The 19,625-nt window shown below is 69.3% G+C and carries 9 protein-coding genes; 1 reads left to right on the forward strand and 8 read right to left on the reverse strand.

The window, feature by feature from the left end; all coding sequences use genetic code 11:
- Window positions 1–43 precede the first annotated feature (43 nt).
- On the reverse strand, window positions 44–3,520 hold the full coding sequence (locus C5E41_RS00275; protein ID WP_104373847.1) for a non-ribosomal peptide synthetase: 3,477 nt from the start codon (window positions 3,518–3,520) through the stop codon (window positions 44–46).
- 146 nt (window positions 3,521–3,666) lie between these two features.
- Between C5E41_RS00275 and C5E41_RS00280 the strand changes: the two genes are divergently transcribed.
- The gene (locus tag C5E41_RS00280) at window positions 3,667–4,365 is read left to right on the forward strand and encodes a siderophore-interacting protein (protein WP_104373848.1); all 699 of its coding nucleotides are present in this window, start codon (window positions 3,667–3,669) and stop codon (window positions 4,363–4,365) included.
- Window positions 4,366–4,449: 84 nt separating this feature from the next.
- Here C5E41_RS00280 and C5E41_RS00285 read toward each other — a convergent pair whose 3' ends face one another.
- The 7 genes from C5E41_RS00285 to C5E41_RS00315 form a co-directional block, all read right to left on the reverse strand.
- Window positions 4,450–6,180: an ABC transporter ATP-binding protein gene (locus C5E41_RS00285; protein ID WP_104373849.1), complete on the reverse strand. Its 1,731-nt coding sequence runs from the start codon at window positions 6,178–6,180 to the stop codon at window positions 4,450–4,452.
- Window positions 6,177–8,111: an ABC transporter ATP-binding protein gene (locus C5E41_RS00290; RefSeq protein ID WP_104373850.1), complete on the reverse strand. Its 1,935-nt coding sequence runs from the start codon at window positions 8,109–8,111 to the stop codon at window positions 6,177–6,179. The genes C5E41_RS00285 and C5E41_RS00290 overlap by 4 nt, the downstream gene beginning before the upstream one ends.
- Before the next feature lie 34 nt (window positions 8,112–8,145).
- Window positions 8,146–12,711 (reverse strand): non-ribosomal peptide synthetase, encoded by a 4,566-nt coding sequence (locus C5E41_RS00295; protein ID WP_258080635.1) that lies wholly within the window; start codon window positions 12,709–12,711, stop codon window positions 8,146–8,148.
- Window positions 12,708–14,414, reverse strand: a complete 1,707-nt coding sequence (locus C5E41_RS00300) for a condensation domain-containing protein (protein WP_104373851.1) — start codon at window positions 14,412–14,414, stop codon at window positions 12,708–12,710. Before C5E41_RS00300 ends, C5E41_RS00295 begins: the two co-directional genes overlap by 4 nt.
- 13 nt (window positions 14,415–14,427) lie before the next feature.
- The gene (locus tag C5E41_RS00305) at window positions 14,428–15,429 is read right to left on the reverse strand and encodes an ABC transporter substrate-binding protein (protein WP_104373852.1); all 1,002 of its coding nucleotides are present in this window, start codon (window positions 15,427–15,429) and stop codon (window positions 14,428–14,430) included.
- 62 nt (window positions 15,430–15,491) lie between these two features.
- Entirely contained in the window at window positions 15,492–18,650 is a 3,159-nt protein-coding gene (locus tag C5E41_RS00310) for a non-ribosomal peptide synthetase (RefSeq protein WP_104373853.1), read from the reverse strand.
- Entirely contained in the window at window positions 18,647–19,588 is a 942-nt protein-coding gene (locus C5E41_RS00315) for a methionyl-tRNA formyltransferase (RefSeq protein WP_104373854.1), read from the reverse strand. Before C5E41_RS00315 ends, C5E41_RS00310 begins: the two co-directional genes overlap by 4 nt.
- Window positions 19,589–19,625 lie beyond the last annotated feature (37 nt).

The raw sequence follows: 19,625 nt of genomic DNA on the forward strand, positions 1-19,625 counted from the left end.
CAATCTGTCTACAACGAAAACTCGGGGCCGGTGCTGCGGTGGCTCAGCTCGCCGCCGGGGCGAGGGTCGAATCCGTCTGTGCCGAATCTTTGTGGGGCACCGGCACTTCGGCCAGCTCCAGCAGAATCCGAGACACCTGCGCCAAGCGACCCGGGGTGGTCTCCTCGGCCTGCAGCTGCGCGGCGATGCGGCGCACGGTCCGTCCACCGAATACCGCGGTGACACCGAATTTCTCGACCGCGAGCAGTCCGCGCACCTTGGCGGTCAGCGTCGTGGCCAGAATCGAATTGCCGCCGATCTCGAAGAAATCGGTTTCCACACCGACGGTCTCGACACCCAGAATCTGCGCCGCGATATAGGCCAGCGCCGCCTCGATCTCGTTCGCCGGCGGCACCGCGGACGCGCTGGCCTCGGGCGCGCCCGCCTCCACCAGCCGCCGGATCGCCGCCCGGTCCAGTTTCCCGTTGGGAGTCAGCGGAAGCTCGGCCACGGTTTCGATCAGGTCCGGAATCATATGTGCGGGAAGCAGATCCCGCAGCGCGGCCCGCAGCGCGTCGGAGGTGACCGCAGCGCCGGCCCGCACCGCGGCCGCCAGCCGGCCGGAACCGGTCACCAGCGCGACGGCCTGCCGCACGGACGGCAGTGTGGTCAGGGCGGTTTCGACCTCGCCGAGTTCCACGCGGTAGCCGCGGATCTTCACCTGATGGTCGGCGCGTCCGAGGAAGTCGACAGTGCCGTCGGGCAGATAGCGGGCCAGATCGCCGGTGCGGTACCACCGCAGGCCGCCGTATTCGACGAAACGCTGCGCGGTGCGTTCCGGATCGCCGCGGTAGCCGTCGGCCACACTGGTTCCGCCGATCCACAGTTCGCCGACGACCCAGTCGGGGCAGTCCTCGCCGCGCTCGTTCACCACCCGCATCGCCACATTGGCCAGCGGCGTGCCGTAGGGCACCGCGGCGCGGTCGGCCGGGAAGTCGTCGGTCACTTCGCAGACGGTCGAATGAATCGCGGCCTCGGTGGCTCCGCCCAGACCGGCGAAACGCACGCCGGGTACCAGGGCGCGCAGGCGATGCGCGAGTTCGGCGTCGACCCGGTCGCCGCCGGTCACGACCACCCGGAGGGTCCGCACATCCTGCGCGTCGGCGGAGTCCAGCAACATCCCGATCAATCCGGGCGCGCAATTGAGCACGCTCACTTCGTGTTCGGCGATCAACCGGGCCCACGCCCGGGCGTCCCGCTCGATCTCGGCGTCGACGCACACCAGCGCACCGCCCAGTGCGAGCGGGGCGAAGATATCGAAGACCGACAGATCGAATTCCAGCGACGACAGTCCCAGCAGGCGAGCGTGCGCGCCCAGGTCGAAATACGCCGCGAGGGCGTCGACGGTGTTGGCTGCGGCCCGATGGCTGACCTCCACTCCCTTGGGCTCACCGGTGGATCCGGAGGTGAACAGCACGTAGGCGACGGCATCCGGATCGCTCGCGTAGGCGCGATCGAGGCGACGACCCGCCAGCGCGGCGCTCAGTGCGATCGCGGTGACATCGGCCGGCAGCTCGAGCGCCGCATCGTTGAGCGCGACCCGGGCGCCCGCGCGGGCCAGGATGCGGTCGCGTCGCGCCGGCGGTTGACCGGTGCCGATCGGCACGTAGGCGGCCCCCGCGGCCAGCACACCGAGTACGGCCGGAATCTGCCGATGCCCCTTGGGAACGATCACCGCGACGGTATCGCCCGGCCGCACGCCGGCATCGGTGAGCGCGGCGGCCACCGCGAGAGCCTGATCGGCCAGCTCGCCGTAGTCGCAGGCACCGCCGCGCCAGCGCAGGGCCTCGGCCTCCGGTTTGCGGCGGGCCCGGTCGAAGAAGTCACCGTGCAGGGTGCGCGCCTGCCAGTCGGTGAAGGTGTCGTTCACCCGCTCGCGCACCGCGCGCTGCTGTGCCGGCAGGTCGATCGACAGCGGGGCGTTCCAGTCCGCGCCCGGCGCGGCGAGGGTCAGCAGCAGCCGGCGGAATTCGGCGAACATCGCCGCGACCACGCCCTCGGGCATGGCGTCGCGGCGCACATCCCAGTTGACCAGCAGTCCGCCGCCCAGTTCGGCGACCTGCGCGTCCAGATCGACCTGCGGGCCCTGCGACAGAATCCACACCGGCTCGCCGAACAGCGCGGTGACCCGATCGGAGAAGAGCTCACCCAGGTCCAGCCCCGAGGTGAACACCACCGACGGCGTCACCGGGCCCCCACGCAACCGGCCGAGATCGCGCAGCACATCCAGGCCCTCGTACACCGAATGCACGGCGCAGGTGTGCAATTCACGCTGCAGGCGCTTGGCGCGGGCGACCATCGATTCCGGCTCGCGGGCATCGACGTCGACCAGCACCGAATTCGTGAAATCACCCACCACGCGGTCGATGTCGTCGTGCAGGGGCTCCCGGTCGAACAGCGGCACGTTCAGCAGGAAGCGCTGCCGCGCGGACCAGCGTGCGATGGTCTCGGCGAACACCGTGGCCAGCGCGACCGCAGGGGTGACGCCGTGGCTGTGGGCAAGTGTGTCGAATCCGGCCTTGGCCTCGGGTTCGAACCAGTGGTGCAGCCGGATGCTGCGGCTGGGATCGGTGCGCTCGTCCTCGGCCAGTACCGGCAACGACGGGATGTCGGGCAGGTCGTCGAGTCGCCGCTCCCACCAGGCCTGGGCGGCCGAATTGTCCGGCGCGTGGCGCGCTCTGGCGTCGAGATATTCGCGGAAGGTGTAGCCGACGGCATCGGCCGGATCGGCGTCGCCGTCGTACAGCGCGGCCAGGTCGTCGAGAATTCGCCGGTAGCTCAACGCATCCGCGGCGAGCATGTCCACATCGACGTGCACGCGGTTGGCGCCGCCGGGCAGCAGGGTGAGGGTGATGTCGACGACCTGCCCGGATTCGACATCCATCCGCTGGTGACTCTTGGCCTGGCGCAGGCGTTCCAGGTCCGCCTCCGGGTCGGCGGCCGCGCGCAGATCCGCCACGCGGAACACCGGCAGCAGCGGCTCGGGCAGGACCCGCTGCGTGCCGGCATCGGTGAACTGCGCCCGCAGCTGGGGATGGCGGCGTACCAGGCGGTCGACCGCGCGGCCCATCCGATCGGCATCCAGGCCGCGGCCGTCGAATTCGACGTAGAGATGGGCGGCGACACCGCCGAGCCGCTGGTCCTGGCGGCGACCGACCCAGTAGGCGTGTTGCATGGTGGCGAGGGCGAATTCCTCGCCCTCGGTGAATGTGGCGCCGCCTTCGCGGAAGTCGGCGGGGGTGGTGGCGGGCGCCGGTTCGGGGGTGGCGCCGAGCAGTTCGGCCCATGCCGAGATCGTGGGTGAGAGCGCGAGTTCGGAACTGCGGACCTCGTGGCCCTGTTTGCGCCAGCGGCCGGCGAGGCGCATCAGTTTCATCGAATGCATGCCCAGGCCGACCAGATCGTCGTCATATCCGATCGATTCGGGTCGGATCCCCAGCTCCGCCGCCACGATGTCACGAACGTCAGCCTTGCCGAGCATCAGACAAACTCCTCACCGGCCGGAAATCGGGCCTCACCACCTAATTCAAAGGCTAGGCTTGCCTAACCTCCAAGCATAGTAGCCCACCCGATCCCGACTGCCGTAGGGATGTGGTTTGGCTAACCTAACCCAGCTACCCTAACCTCATGGGCAAAGGCATCAACGGCGTCATCCTCAAGGCACTGCGCGCGGACGACTACCGGCTGACCGTCACCTCGGTGCGGCAGATCGGCGACAAGTACCTGCGGCTCGGCTTCACCGGCGGCGGGCTGCTGGCCGACCATCCCGTGCATCCCACGCAGTGGATCCGCATCTGGTTCCCCGACGACAACGGCAACCTGCAACAGCGCGGATACACCCTCGTCGACCCCGATCCCGGCAACGACGCATTCGATATCGAATTCGCGCTGCACGGCGGCCCGGCCTCGCAGTGGGCCGCGCGAGCCACGGTCGGTGACGAGATCGACGCCACCGTCATGGGCTCGAAATTCACGGTGCCCGAACCGGTTCCGTCGGAATTTCTGATCTTCGGCGACAGCGCCTCACTGCCGGCGATCAATTCGCTGCTGGATGCGATCGGCGAGACGCCGGCCCGGGTATGGCTGGAATGGCAGGAGGAGTCCGAGCAGTCGCTGCCGGTGCGCACCGGACCGAAGACCGAGGTGACCTGGGTGCAGCGTGTCAACTACGGCCAGCTGCTGCGGCAGGCGGCCGACACGGTCACCTGCTCCCCCGATGCCTTCGGCTGGGCCGCCTGCGATGCCGCGACCACGCGTGCGATCACCAAATCGCTCAAAGCCAAACTGCCGAAGCACAATATCGCCGCCCGCGGCTACTGGCGGTGACCCGCACACGCCCCGGGCGCCACCACGCACCGGGCGGCGGTCACGGCATAGGTGCGTGACCGCCGCCCGATCGGCGCGAAAACCTCAGGCCGACACCAGATGCCAGCCGGTCGCGCGGGAGCGCTCCGACCAGAATCCGGCATAGCGGCCGTCCAGTTCGAGAAGTTCGGCGTGCGTGCCCCGTTCGACGATGCGGCCCGCCTCGACGAACAGGATCTGATCGGCGTGGGCGATCGTGTCGAGCCGATGCGCCACCACAACGACGGTCTTGTCCCGCGTCAGTTCGTGAATGCCGCGCACCACCGCCGCCTCGCTGTGCGGGTCGAGGGCGCTGGTCGCCTCGTCGAGCAGCACGATCGGCGCGTCCTTGAGCAGCGCGCGGGCGATCGAAACCCGTTGGCGCTCACCGCCGGACAGCGCCGCTCCGCCCTCGCCCACCGCTGAATCCCAGCCGTCGGGCAGCCGGTCGACGATCTCGTCCACCCGGGCGATCGCCGCGGCCCGGCGCACCTGCTCGGCCGTGGCGTCCGGATTTCCGATGCGGATGTTGTCGGCGATGGTCTCGTTGAACAGATAGACGTCCTGGAAGACCAGCGACACCTGGCGCAACAGGGTTTCCGAGGGCTGCCGGCGCACATCGTGACCGCCGACGGCGATACTGCCGGAACCGACGTCGTAGAACCGGGAGGCCAGCTTCAGCAGCGTGGTCTTCCCGCCCCCGGACGGGCCCACGATGGCCGTGGTGGTGCCGCTCGGCACGGTGAAAGATACTCCGTCGATGACCTTTTCACCCTCGCGGTAGCCGAAGTCGACATCGTCGAAGACGATCTCCGGCGCACCCGGGGTCACGGGTTCGGTGGCCTCGGCCAGATCGCGCTCGGCGAGGAAGTTCGTGATCCGGTCGGCGGCGTCGGCGGCGCTGCGGATCGCGGTGCTCAGCTGTGCGGCCCGGTTGATCGGTTCGATGAACCGGGATGTCACCGCGATCAGCGCGATCGTGGCCGGGATGGAGAGGTCGCCGCCGGTCCCGCGGGCGACCACCACCGACACCACGATCAGGAAGACGATCTGCACGCACAGCGCGAACACCATCAGCCCCGGCACACTGGCGACGATCATGCGCCGCGAGGCCGCCTCCTGTTCGCGCAGCGCGCGCGTGAGTGCCCGGTTGCCGGCGCCCACCGCACCGAAGGCGCGCAGCACGGGCTGTGCCTGCGCGAACTCCACGACCCGCGAATTGGCTTCGGCCGCAGCGGCATCGAGCCTGCGGTCGGCGCGCGTGTAGCTGGTGTTCGCCCAGCGGCTCACCAGCAGCAGCACCGGCAGGCTGATCAGCATCACCAGCGCGATCCGCCAGTCGATGAACGCCACCCCGATCGCGACACCCACCGGAACCAGTACCGCGGTCAGCACGGGTGCGAGCAGATAGTTGACCACGCTGAGGATTTCGCGCACGCCGCCGACGACCATCCGCGAGATGGATCCCGCGTTGGCGGTGGCGAACCAGCCCAGCGGCAGCGTGCTCAGATGATCTCCCAGCCGGGTCTGCACGCCGCGCAGCATGCCCACGCCGATCCGCAGGCCCACCAGCAACTGCTGGTACGAGCACACCGAGGCGACGACCACCGCGAGCGCCAGCCAGGCGGTCCAACGCCACGCGCGGCCGAAATCACCGTCGAACAGCGCCTGCAGCACCGGAATCAGCAGCAGATAGGCCGCGATCTGCCCCAGCGCGCCGGCGCCGATGAGGGCCACATGGCGCGGCACGTAGCGGCGCAGTCCCGGCGGAACGAGGGCGAAGATCTTCCTGATCACCGCAGTTCTCCTTCGGAGTCGGAGCCGGTCGCCGCGGCGGCATCCGCGTCGGGCCGGGTCAGCACGCCCACCGAGGCCTGATTCTGTTCCCAGAGGCGCTGATAGAGCCCGCCGGCCACCGACAGCGTCGCGTGGTCACCCGTTTCGGCGAGTTCGCCGTTGTCCAGCACCAGAATTCGGTCGACTCCCGTGATGGTGTGCAGTCGGTGCGCGATCACCAGTACGGTGCGATCGGCGACCAGGACGGCGAGCGCGTCCTGGACCGCGGCCTCGGATTCCGGGTCGGCGAAGGCCGTGGCCTCGTCCAGCACCAGCACCGGGGTGTCGGCCAGCAGGGTGCGGGCGATCGACAGGCGCTGCGCCTCACCGCCGGACAGCACCGCGTCGACACCGATCTCGGAGTCGTAGCCGCGCGGCAGTTCCAGGATCCGATCGTGAATCTGGGCGGCGCGCGCGGCGCGCTCGACGGCGGCCGCATCCGCATCGGGCCGGGCCAACGCGATGTTGTCGCGGATCGTCCCGCGAATCATCCGCACGTCCTGCAGGACGAAGCCCACGGTGCGGTAGAGCTCGGCGGTGGAGTACTCCCGGACGTCCTTGCCGCCGATCGTGATTCGCCCCGCGGTCACGTCGTAGAAGCGCGGCAGCAACCGGGCCAGGGTCGACTTGCCGGAACCGCTCGGGCCGACCAGTGCGGTGATGGAACCGGGAGCGAGTTCGACGTCGATCCCACGCAGGACGGTTCGATCGGCGCGATAGCCGAAGCTCACCTGCTCGAACCGGACCGGCAGTCCCGTCGCGGCGCCGTCGCCCGCACCCGCGGCCTCGCCGTCGCCATCGGCCCGCACCTCGAGTTCGGGTGTCTGCTGCAGCTGGTGCAGGCGCAACGCCGCGGCACCGCCCGCACGCAGCGCCTGCCCGCCGAAGCCGATGCCCAGCAGCGCACTGCCCAGCCCGATGCCGAGCAGCAGGAACGGCAGGATGTCGACGGGATCGGTCCAGCCCAGATCGGCGAAGCCCACACCGGCCACCACCACGACCAACATGAGCAGCACCGGGGTCAGCAGGATCTCGGCCGCCGACTGCAGTTTGGTCATCGGCGTCTTCCAGGCCAGCAGGCTCTCGGTGGTGTTGTCGACCGCCCGCTGGAAGGTGCTGTGCGCCTTGCGGGCCCGGCCGAACGCCCGCACCACCTGAATACCGTCGACGAATTCGATGACGGACTGTTCGATGGCGCGTTCGTTGGCGTCGAAGACGGCGAAGCGCTCCTGATGCGCCTTACCCATCATGGCCGCCAGGCCGCGCGTGTAGAGCACCAGCGGGATCAGCAGGATCAGCGTCAGCCGCCAGTCGACGGTGAACAGGTAGATCAGCGCCACCACCTGCACCGTCACCGCGCCGACGAATTCGAGTCGGGCGTGCGCGACCAGATAGTGCAGGGCTTCGACGTCGTCCTGCAGGAACTTCTTCACTTCACCGGAACTGCGGTCGGTGAACCAGCCCAGCGGCACCCGGGTCAGCTTGGCCGCCAGCAGTTGTCGCAGCGTGAGCTGGAATTTCGCGTCGACCATATGGGTCCAGACCAGCGCCGCGGCCTGCAGCAGTCCGCGCAGCACCAGCACCACGACCGCGGCGATCACCAGCGTCCACACCCGATCCTTGTCGATCGGGGCGGACAGCAGTTCCCGGCACGCCTCGACGATCAGGATGAACGGCACCACCGCGCAGATCGAGGAGGCTACGACGACCAGGCTCGCCAGCGACAACGCACCGTTCACCGGCGCCAGCACCTGTTTGCGGGCCAGGCCGTCGGCGCGGCGCTGCTGTTTGAGCGCGACCCGGTCCGGTTCCAGCGGTGCGTCGGGCGTGGTGGGCGGCACCGGCCGCGCTGCTGCCTCCGGCTCGGCCGGATCCACGGTCTGAACCGTCATCGGTCCTTCCCTCCCATAGCTGTCACCCTGCCTGTCACTGTGCACCGAATTCGGACATTCCGGCGGCGAAATCACACAGTATGGTGCGCCAGCGCTCGGCGCGCGCGTCGGCCCCGGCCTCGTCCAGCACCGCGGAGTTCACATCGATATGCGCGACCAGAACCGGGCGCGAATCCTTCGAGACCACCGCCGTGTTGAGGTCGATGGTGAAGCGCAGCGGCAGATCCGGATGTCCGGCCACACCGAATTCCGCGGTGAGGTCCGGCAGCGGCACCGGCGTCCACGGGCCGCTGCCGAACCGCAGCACATCGAAGCGGCCCAGGTGGTTGAGGCGAATCTGCCCGCGCGCGTCCAGGGTTCGATCGTGGACCGGCGCTCGGCCGGCCGCCGGAGACCAGGTCTCGAGTTCGGCCACCGGTACCAGTGCCGTCTCCTCGACGGTGAACCAGCCAACGCGGCGGGTGTCGTCGCCGGGGTCGCGGCCGTGCGATTCCCTGGTGACCGCGATGCGACCGGTGTTGTCGGCGGTATCGGCGACCAGCCGCGCGCAGGCGGCCAGCAACAGATCGTCCAAGGGCACAGCGCTTTCCGCGCACCGGGCCAGCAGCGCCTCGGTGTCGTCGGGGCCGAGTTCCACGATCCGCTGGATCGCCTTGCCCGCCCGATCGCGACGCGGATCGGTGTAGCGGCCGCCGAGTGGTGTGCCCAGGGTCGGCGGAGGGTCGAACCGCGCCGGAATCGAATCCGATTCCGACACAACCTCGTTCATCGGTTGCTCGCCCTGTTCCAGTCGGCGCAGGTCGTCGCCCAGGATGAGCCAGGACACCACGTCCACGGCGAGGTGATGGATGGACAGGACGAGCCGCGGTTGCGCTCCGCGTAACAATGTGGCCGACATCATCCGGCCCGTGCCGGGGTCCAGGCGCTGCACAGTCTCGGCGAGATAATCTGCCGCACTGCGACTGTCGGTTCCATCGGCGAGCGTGAGCAGTTCGGCGGCACTGGATGCCTCCTGCACGACGAGCACAGCGCGGCCGTCGTCGCCGGTGGCCAGCCGCGAGCGCAGCGTGGGATGGGCGACCGCCAGCGCCTCGAGCCGTTGGACGACCGACTCGGGAGTGACCGCCGGCTCGAGCGAGAACACCTGGGACTGGGCGAGGTAGCGGTAATCGCCGTGTCCGAGGATCTCCTGGGCCAACGCGGTGAGCGGTAGCACCGTGCCCGCCGGCGTCACCTCGGCGTTTCCTGAAGCGTCCTCGGACGGATCGTCCAAGCGCTCGGCGAGATCGCGAAGATCGGCCGCGCCCAGCACTTCTCGCGCCGAGATGCGGTAGCCGGCGCCGCGCAGCCGCGACACCAGATCGATGACGCCGATGCTGTCGATTCCCAGATCCACCAGGCTGTCCAGGATGCCGATCCGCATCCCCGCGTCGGCGCTCATCGCCTCGATCAGCGCCAGCAGGGTGCGTTCGGTCTCGGTCCGCGGTTCGGCGCGGGCGCCGGTCCCGGCCGGGCGGGTCAGCAGTTCGGCCGCCACGTGTACATCCAGTTTGTCGTTGCGATTCAACGGAATCTCATCGACGAACACGATGCGGGTGGGGACCAGGAACTGCGGCAGCCGGCGGGCCAGATCGGAGCGCAATCGGGCGACGGTGCCGTCGCCGACCACCAGCGCGCCCAGCCGGGTCCGTCCGTTTTCGCTGAAGGCCAGCGCCGCGGCGTGCCGTACGCCGTCGAGTTCGCGCAGCACCACGCTGACCTCGTCGGGCTCCACGCGGTATCCGTTGATCTTGACCTGCCGGTCGACACGGCCTTCGTAGGCGACGGTGCCATCGGCGGCCCGCCGCACGAGATCGCCGGTGCGATAACGCCTTTCGCCCGCCCCGCCCGCCACGAAGGCGGCCGCGGTGGCGGCGGGCCGCCCCAGATAACCGAGCGCGAGTTGCGGCCCGGAAAGGTAGAGCTCGCCCTGCCCACCGGGCGGCACCGGCCGCAGCCGATGATCGAGCACCTCGGCGGTCATCCCCTCGAACGGGCGGCCGATGGTCGGCGCGGCGTGATCGTGCACATCGGCCATCAGCGCCTCGACGGTCGCCTCGGTCGGGCCGTAGAAGTTGATGACACGGGTGGTCGCCAATCCCCGCAGGCGCCGCCAGGTGTCCGGACCGATCGCCTCGCCGCCCAGCGCGAGCACGGCCAGCGGACAGCGCTCGGCGCCGGTCGCCGGATCGGTGCGAAACAGTCCGGCGGCGATCAGCCGGTTCAGCATCGACGGCGACGTGTCGAAGATGTCTATCCCTAAGTCCTCGATGGCCGCGACGATGCGCTCGGCATCGGTGCGCACCTCGTCACTCAGCAGGACCACGGTGTGGCCGCTCAGCAGCGCGACCGTGGGCTGCCAGGCAGCGTCGAATCCGGTGGACCAGCCGTGGCCGATCCGCAGCGTGCGCCCGGTGGCGGCGGCGATCGGCGCGAAGATCCGCCGCTCGTGATTGCCCCAATGGTTGAGCAGTGCGCGATGCGATACCGCGACCCCTTTGGGCCTACCGGTCGTGCCGGAGGTGAACACCACGTAGAACGGTGCGTCCGAATACAACTGCGGCACAACGTCTGTCGCGTAGGCCGAGTCGCCTTTCCGGTCCGACGCCGGTACCCCCGGCATCGGCCTCGAAGCGAGCGTCTCGAATGCCGCGCCGGAGTCGTACTGTCCGTTCGCTGCGGCACCGTCCGATGCCGGCAGTGGCGATTCGTGTGGGGCCGGGAACAGGAGGCGGCCATCGTTGTCCGTGATCCCGTGGCGGCACTTCACCCCTTGGGTGCGGACCTCGTCCAATACCTCGGCGCGATCCGCATCGGCGAGGACGATCCGCGCGCCGCTGGTGCTCAGCAGATAGGCCACGCGGTCTGCCGGGGTGGCCGGATCGACATGAACACAGATCGCGCCCGTCAGTCCGACGGCGAAGGGCGCGTGCAGGACTCGGCGGTCACGGGGGAGCATGACGGCCACCGCGTCACCACTGCCGACTCCGGCCGCCCGTAGCTCGTCGGCCAGCGTGCGTACCGCGACACCGAATTCGCCGAAGCTGTGCTCGCCCGCCGCGTCGACTACCGCTACCCGGTCGGCCGCCACATGCGCCGCATGCAGCACTGCCTGGGGAACCGTCGTGGCCTCGATGGCCGGCACAGCGTGCGGTGCCTGCGCGGGCTCGACGGAAGCCGGTACACCGGGCACGTCGGTCGAGACCCTCGCGATGCCGGAATATGTGGCGGAATTGGCACTTTCGGCCTCGAGCGCGGCGGGCTCGTCGTCGAGCAGCACATCGACCGCACAGCATTGCCGCGCCACCACGATCCGGGTGGCGACGGCGAGGAGCCGGCGCGCCATCCGGTCGGGGTCGAAGGTGGTGAGCAGGTCGGGGCGGGTTTCGACGCGGCAGATCAGCTCGCCGTGCTCCAGCACCGGGACGACGGCGATGGGGTAGTGGCTCGGGGAGTCGACGCGGCGGGCGGTCATGGTGGCGCCGCCGCCCATCGGCATTCGCGGTGCGACCGCGCCGACCGGGGAGTTCTCGAAGACCAGCAGGCTGTCGAACAACTGCCCGACCCCGGCGTGGCGCGTGATCTCCGCGATGCCCAGATATTCGTGCGCCCGCAACTGCGCCACCGAGCGCTGCAGTTCGGCACCGACCTGCGCTGGCGTGCGCTCGTCGAACCGGACCCGCACCGGAATGGTGGTGACCAGCGCGCCGACCAGACGTTCCGCATTCGGCAGCGAGGCATCGCGGCCGGATGTCGTCTGCCCGAAGACCACGTCGTCGCGACCGGTCAGCCCGGAAAGGATTCGCGCCCAGGCCATTTGGAGCACGGTATTCAGCGTGAGGCCGTTGGCGCGCGCCCAGCCGACGAGCCGGTCGGTGCCGGCGGGGTCCAAGCGCGCCTCGCCCACGACTGGCAGATCGAGATCGGCCGGTGCCGGGGGTCCGAGCATCGGCATCGGCGCCAGACCGTCGAGCGCCGCGGCCCACGCCCGCGCCGAGGCCGCGGTATCGCGACTCGCCAGCCAGGCCGCGTGTTCGCGCAGCGGCGGAGCCGGTGGCAGCGCCGCGCCCTCCCCGCGATGCAGGGCGATCAGATCGGAGAACAGCAGTGGAATCGACCAGCCGTCGACGACGATATGGTGTGCAGTGCACACCACTTCGTAATCGCGCTCGCCGACGCGCGCCGCGACCACCCGGAACAGCGGGCCGCGGTCCAGATCGAGCCGCCGGCGCGCCTCCTGCCAGTAGAGATCGCGCGCCGCCGCCTCGGGATCACCGGCCGAGCGCAGATCCACCTCGCGCCAGCCGATTCGCCCCTCCGAGGTGATGACCAGCACAGGATGCGGCACATCCTCGGCGAGTACCGCCGCACCCAGATGGGGATAGCGCCGCAGGACGCCGTCGAAGGCCGCGCGCAGCGCCACCGGATCGGCAAGATTCTCCACTCGCACCGCGAAGGTGACGAGGTAGGGATCGATGCCCTGTGCCATCGAACTGACCGAATACAACCCGCGCTGCAGCGGTGACAGCGCGACGACGTCGAGAATCTCCACCTCGCTCACCGCGCGGCGAACTTCTTGCCGAGTGCCGCCAGCGCGGCCGAGTCCAGACCGGAGGCGCTCATCGGCGCGACGGGTGCGCTCTGTTCGGCGGCCGGGGCGGCCCCGGCCTCGGTCAGCTGTGCGGCCATTTCGTGCACGGCCGGAAATTCGAACACCTTCTGCACGTCCAGCACATAGCCGCGCTCGCCGAGCAGGGTGACCATACGCAGCGCGGCGATGCTGTCACCGCCGAGAGAGAAGAAGGTGTCGGCGCGGCCGACCTCGTCGTCCGCATCGAGTTCGAGCACCTCGCGAATGGTGTCGGCGATCAGCCGTTCGGCATCGGTGCTGGGCCGTCCGCCGAGCCCGGTGCCGCCCGGGTAGGCCGCGTTCCGTTCGAACACCGTCGGAAGCTCGCCATCGCGCGGCGCGGTCGCCGCATCCGCGGCGACATTCAGCAGCCACCGCTCGAGAGCGCTCGAGAGCGTATCGATTTCGGCGCGCCCGGCCAGTGCCACCGGGAATTCGAGAGTCACCGTAACCTCTTCGGCTCCGGTGACGACATCGGCGACGATATCGACTCCGTGCGGCCGCGCCACCCGCCGGGCGATCTCCCGCGCGTTCGCACCGGTCACCTCGCTTCGGACCGTGACCAGTGCCTGGAACGGCGCACCGGCGGCGACGGCGGCGGCGCCGCGTAACTGATGCGTGATCCGCTCGATCCGGGCCGCGGCATGGGCGCGTGCGGCAACGGACAGCTCCGTGACCTGCTCCAGCAGCGCCCGCGCGGTGGGCGCGGCGTCGGTGTCGATACGCAGCACCAGATGGTTCGCGTACGCACCCAGCGCCGAATCAGCTTGTGCCCCAGTACGTCCCGCGTCGACGATGCCGACGGGTACATCGCCGCCCAGACCCGCCGCACCCAGCACCGCGGCCAGCGCGGCGACCACGGACAGTTCGGCGTCGCGGTCGCCGAAGGCAGCCGCCGGAACCCGCAGTGTGCGGGTCGCGGACGCGGCGGCGGCCGGAGCCGATTCCGCGCCGGAATTCTCGGCCGCAACCAGGGTCGCTCGCTCCGGCAGACCAGCGAGCCGGTCCAGCCAGTATCCGAGGTCGGGATCGCCGGCGGCATCGGCGACCAGCGACTTCATCTGCGCCATCGCGTAGCCGCGGTACTGCGTCACCGGCTCGGCTGTCGCGCCCCCGAGCAGTTGCGCCGCCAGCAGCTCGAGACTGCGGTCGTCTACGGCTACCGGATGGGCGGTGATGGACAGGACGTCTCGATCGGGTGTGCGGTGCAGTCTGATTCGGATCGGCAGGCCGCGCACCGGGTCGATGCGGTGCGCGGCATCGGAGCGCAGCGCGGCATCGAGTTCCGACGACGCGGTCTCGACCGTTTCGACCACTGTCTGGGGTGCGTCGACGACGCGCTGGTACGGAATCCGGCGATCGTCCGGATAGACGGTGCGCAGGATGTCGTGCCGGCTCACCGCGGCCACCGCGGCCCGGTCCAGGGCGGCCGGTTCGAGGTCACCGGTGATCTCCAGGGCGAGAAACAGATTCGTCGCCGCGACGCCGCGCAGTCGTTCCGGCAGCAGGGCGGCCTGCTGGGCCGGAGACAACGGAATGCCACGCCCGCTTGCCCGCGACTCCCTCGCGGCCGCAGCGTTGTTCGGAGCAGTCGTGGCCGGCGCGGTCGTGTTCGGCACGGGCGAATCAGACATGGGTCATCAGTCCTTACTTACCGACGGTGGCGAGCGTCGGTTCGAGCTTGTCGAGCAGATACGGCACCGACAGTGCGGTCGGCTGGTTGATGGCGTTGATCGTGATCATGTCGACGAACGAGATTCCGCCCTGGCGCACCGACGGCAGATCCGCGTATCCGGGCAGCTGGGTGAACTTCTCCTGCAGGCCTGGCGCCGCGCCGCACACCAGCAGATCGGAGGTCAGATCCCCGAGCCGTTCCGGCGACAGCGCCAGCCGTCCACCCGAGGGGGCCTCGGCGACCAGTTTCGCCGGCATGGTCATCCCGAGCCGCGTGAACACCTGGGCGGAACCGTCTTTCGGATCCGCCAGCACCATCAGCTGGGTGGGCGTGGTGAGCATGCAGGTGAGGAAGCTCTTGCCCTTCAGGCCCGGATGTTTCGCGGCGACCCCGTCGATCCTGCCGTGCACATCGGCGACCACCTTGTCGGCCTGGTCCTGCTTGTGCAGCGCCTTACCGAGCGCCTGGACCTGGTCCTCCCACGGATCGATCTGGGCCGAAGTCAGCGGGCCGATGGTCGGGGCCAGCTTGGACAGCTTGTCGTACATGGCCTTGTCCATCAGGTAGCCGGGCGCCAGGATGAGATCGGGCTCGAGCGCCGCGATCTGCTCGACGACGTCGCCACCCATGTTCAGGGCTTTGGACTGCTGCGGCAGCGACTGCGGCAGCCACGGCACGGTCATCCCCGCCCCGGCGCCGGGCACCAGGTAGCCGACCGGGGTCACGCCGAGGGATACGGCCGCGTCCAGCCAGGCCGGGCCCAGGGTCACCACGCGCTTGGGCGTGCCGTCGACGGTGGTCTCCCCCATGCTGTGCTTGATCGTCACGGCCGCACCGGAATCGGTGTCGTCCGCGCCGGATCCACAGGCGGCCAGGGCCGTCACCAGCCCCAGGATCAGCGCCAGCAACGTGGTTCGCAGCACCGCGCCGCGTGCGCGCACTCCGCGACGCGCGGATGTTCGACCTGGATTCATTGCACAGCTCCTTGTCCTTCGCTCCGGGCGACTCGCGATCCCGGCCCTCTCGGAATCGTAGCTTAGGCTAAGCTAACACTGGCCGTCGATGCCTCGACGCGGGCCGCCAATCCGGCCACCGTCGGAGTGTCGAAGAGTGCGCGCACACCGATCCGCACGCCGAACTCGGCTCGGATCCAGGCCAGTAGCCGCACCGCCAGCAGCGAATGACCGCCGAGTTCGAAGAACGAGTCCTCGGCGCCGATCCGCTCGCGGCCGAACATCCGCCCGAACAATTCCGCGATCCGCGTCTCCATCGCGGTGTTCGGCTCCCGATACAGCTCCACCGGCGACCGCTGTGGCACCGGCAGGGCACGGCGATCGAGTTTTCCGTGTTCGGTCAGCGGAATCTCGTCGATGATCGCGAAGGCGCCCGGAACCATGTACGGCGGCAGCACGGCCGCGGCGTGTGCTCGCACCGATTCCGGATCCACTGCGGCGCTGCCGCTTTCGCGGCGCGCGGGCACGAGGTAGGCGGCCAGTACCGTGCCGAGCACCTCGTCGGTCACCGCGGCGGCAACGCAGTGCGCGACATCCGGATGCGCGGCGACCGCGGCCTGTACCTCCGCGAGTTCGATGCGGTAGCCGCGCACCGTGACCTGTTCGTCGGCGCGGCCGAGAAATTCGAGTTCGCCGTTTCCGTTGCGGCGCGCCAGATCTCCGGTCCGATAGAGCCGCTGTCCGGGCGCGAACGGATCGGCCACGAAGCGCTCGGCCGTTGCGGCGGCGCGGCCGAGATAGCCGCGCGCCAGTTGCGCACCGCCGAGGTAGATTTCGCCCACCACACCGGTGGGCACCAGTTGCAGCCGCTCGTCCAGCAGATAGAGCGCGACGTTGCGGTTGGGATGGCCGATGGGCACGATCCGGGTTCCCTGGGGTCCCTCCACGGTGAGATGGGTGGCCGAGACGACCGCCTCGGTGGGCCCGTAATGGTTGCGGAGTTCGGCCTCGAAGATGCCGGCGAAGCGGTCGGCGACCTCACCGTAGAGCGCCTCGCCGCCGACCGGCACATGGCGCAGCGCGCGCCACTGGCTCACCTCCGGCAGCATCAGCAAGGTGCTGAGCATGGACGGCACCATATGCAGCACGGTCACGCCGCAGCGCGAAATCAGTTCCGCCACATACGGTATGTCGTCGAACGCGTTCACCTTCGGGATCACCAGGCCGGCGCCGAGGATGAGGGGTACGAAGATGTCGAGCAGCGAGGCGTCGAAGCTGATCGACGAGGATTGCAGCAGCCGATCCTCGGCGCTCACACCCCACTGCGCACAGAACCCCACGAGATGTTCGGCGATCGCCGCGTGGGATACCGCGACCCCCTTGGGCGTTCCGGTCGAGCCGGAGGTGTAGATGACGTAGGCGAGGTTGGCGGGCCGCAGCGGACGCACCCGATCGCTGTCGCGCGGATCGTGCTGCGGCGATGCGCGGGCGGCCCGTTCCGCGCCCCGCAGATCCTCGGCATCCAGGACCAGCGCGGGCCGCGCATCGGCGATCAGGAACTCCACCCGATCCGCCGGATAGGCCGGATCGATCGGCAGATAGGCCGCACCGGCCTTCAGCACCGCGACGACGGCGACCACGAAATCCACCGAGGTACTCAGCCGCAGCGCAACCACGTCCTCGGTGCCGATCCCCTGCCGAATCAGCTGGTGCGCCAGACGATTCGCGCGCCGGTTCAGGTGGTCGTAGCTCAGCTCGCGATCTCCGTCGCGGGCATCGACGAGTGCGACCGCGCGGGGATTCGACGCCACCCGCCGCTCGAAGAGGTCGACCAGTGTGGTGGGTGCGACCGGGACGAATTCACCGTGTGACTGCTCCAGAATCTCCGCGCGGTCGCGGACTCCGAAGATGTCCAGTTCGCCGATGCGACGCTCGGGTTCGGCTGTCGCCACGGTGAGCACGCGTACATAGTGGGTGAGGAACTGCTCGAGGATGCGGGCGTCGAATTCGTCTGCCTGATAGACGATTTCGACGCGCTCGGGCAGGTCCTCGGCGGTGATCACGGTGAGCGACAGCGGCATCCGGGTCGTCGGGCTGCCGACACCGACCGCCGTGGCCGCGATGCCGTCCAGGGTGAGCGACGCGGTCCGGCGCATCCCGAATTCGATGCGGGCCACCTGCTCCAGCCCGTCGCGACCACTGCCGCGCTCGGGGTTGAGGTCGGCGACCACCTGATCGATCGGCGTGGCGCGGTGCTCGAAAGATGTTGCCGCGGAGTCGTTCACCGCACGCAGACAGTCGAGGAAGCTGTCCGCGGGGTCGACCCTCGTACGCAGCAGCAGCGTATTGCCGAAGTATCCGATGCCGGTGTCGTCGGCGTGCCGCACGGTGGCCGGTACGCAGACCAGGAAATCCGTTGCGGCGGTGTAGCGGTGGATCAGCGCATCGAAGGCGGCGAGAAGCACCGTGAAGGGGGTGGCGCCCTCCCGGTGCGCGAAATCCGTCACCCGCGCGGCCACGTCGGCCGGCAGTTCGGCGCGGATCCGGGCGGTGCGCAGCGAGGGCACGGTCGCGACGACGCGGCCCGGCAATTCCAATGGCTGCGGCAAGGGCGAGAGCGCGTTGTGCCAATAGCCGCGAGCGACCTCGGTCGCCGGCGCGGGGGCGCCACCGTCGTCGGCATCGCGAAGGCTGCGCACACGGTCGTCTCCGCGACTCGCCGATGCGACCGGAACCGTCGCCGCGTCGTAGCGCGCACCGACCTCGTCGAAGAAGATCTGCCAGGAGTCCTCGTCCCACGCGATCGTATGGACCACGAGAGTGAGGAGATACCGCCGCTCGCCCATGCGAATCAGCAAGCAGCGCAACGGTGTTTCGGACGCCGGATCGAACGGGCGCCCCGCCTCGCGGCGGATCAGCACCTGGGCCCGGCGCTCGCGACTGGCATCGGCGAGATCACGCAGATCCACCTCCTGCCAGGATGGCGTCGCGTCGGATCGCACCACCGCCCGCGGCTCGTCGTCCTCGTCGAGAGTGTAGATGGTGCGCAGAATCTCTTGCCGCGCAACGGTTCCGGCGATCGTCGATCGCAACCGGTCCGCGTCCACGGCACCCTCGAGCCGGTAGACCGCACAGCGGTTGAGTGTGGTGTCGTCCGGGTCACGGATCTGCAGGAACCAGATCCGGCGCTGTCCCGCCGACAGCTCCCCTGCGGCCGGCTCCTGCGCCGACAGCGCGGTCATCGCGGGGCGTCGGTGAGATAACCACCGCGAGCGAAGAATTCGGCGCCGTCGTGTTCGGTACCGTCGGCGGTGCGCACCCGGGTGACGAGCAAACCGAGATTGCCGCCGCGATGTGCGTCCGGCCCGCAGATCACCACGCCCCCACCCTCCTGCACGACGACTCGGCCGGGCGTTCCGCCGTAGCGAGCCTGCGTCAGGGCGGCGGCGGTTATCTCCACCTTCTCGCCCCGATAGTAGGAGAACGCTCGCGGGTACGGCTCGGACAGCGCGCGCACGAACCGCTCCAGATCCACGGCGTCCCAGTGCCAATCGATGCGGCTGTCCCGCTCGGAACGCTTGTGGAAATAGGTGCGCTCGGCCTTGTCCTGCGGCCGCCAGACGGCGGTGCCGGATTCGATCGCGCTCAGCGCCTCCCGCAGCGCTCCCGGGATCAATTCCATTCCGGCGAGGACGAGTTCGGTTCCGGTGGCGGTCGGGCCGATCGGCAGCGAACGTTGCACGATGATGTCGCCGGTGTCGAGCTGATCGTCCATCCGGTGCACCGTCAGGCCGAATTCGGATTCGCCGCTGATCAGCGCCCACAGTACGGGCGAGAATCCGGTGAACTTCGGCAGCAGCGAATCGTGCAGGTTCAACGTGCCGTACGGCGGCATGAGATACAGCTCCGGCGGCATCCAGGTGTACCAGCTGTTGACCACGATGATGTCTGGCTCGGCGCGCTTGACCAGATCGATGGTCTCCGCATCGGCCCGCTCGGTCAGGTGGACCGGAATACCGTGTTCGCGGGCGAGCTCCTCGACCGAATCGGACCAGATGCCCTTGTAGGCATGTTCACTCGCGGGGTGGGTGACCGCGAGCACCACCTCATGTTCGGAGTCGATCAGAGCCTGCAGCGTTGTGCGACCCCAGGTCTGATAACCGAACGACACGATACGCATGAACCGAACCTCTTCCCTCAAACTAAGGGTAGCCTAG

Origin of the sequence: Nocardia nova (assembly GCF_002933465.1) — a bacterium.
In the GTDB taxonomy this organism is placed as follows: Bacteria; Actinomycetota; Actinomycetes; order Mycobacteriales; family Mycobacteriaceae; genus Nocardia; species Nocardia nova_B.

Bases quoted from the DNA above. Each gene is read 5' to 3' on its own strand.
- C5E41_RS00290 (WP_104373850.1), bottom strand. From the start codon at position 8,111: ATGACGGTTCAGACCGTGGATCCGGCCGAGCCGGAGGCAGCAGCGCGG.
- C5E41_RS00310 (WP_104373853.1), bottom strand. From the start codon at position 18,650: ATGACCGCGCTGTCGGCGCAGGAGCCGGCCGCAGGGGAGCTGTCGGCG.
- C5E41_RS00305 (WP_104373852.1), bottom strand. From the start codon at position 15,429: ATGAATCCAGGTCGAACATCCGCGCGTCGCGGAGTGCGCGCACGCGGC.
- C5E41_RS00275 (WP_104373847.1), bottom strand. From the start codon at position 3,520: ATGCTCGGCAAGGCTGACGTTCGTGACATCGTGGCGGCGGAGCTGGGG.
- C5E41_RS00280 (WP_104373848.1), top strand. From the start codon at position 3,667: ATGGGCAAAGGCATCAACGGCGTCATCCTCAAGGCACTGCGCGCGGAC.
- C5E41_RS00315 (WP_104373854.1), bottom strand. From the start codon at position 19,588: ATGCGTATCGTGTCGTTCGGTTATCAGACCTGGGGTCGCACAACGCTG.
- C5E41_RS00300 (WP_104373851.1), bottom strand. From the start codon at position 14,414: ATGTCTGATTCGCCCGTGCCGAACACGACCGCGCCGGCCACGACTGCT.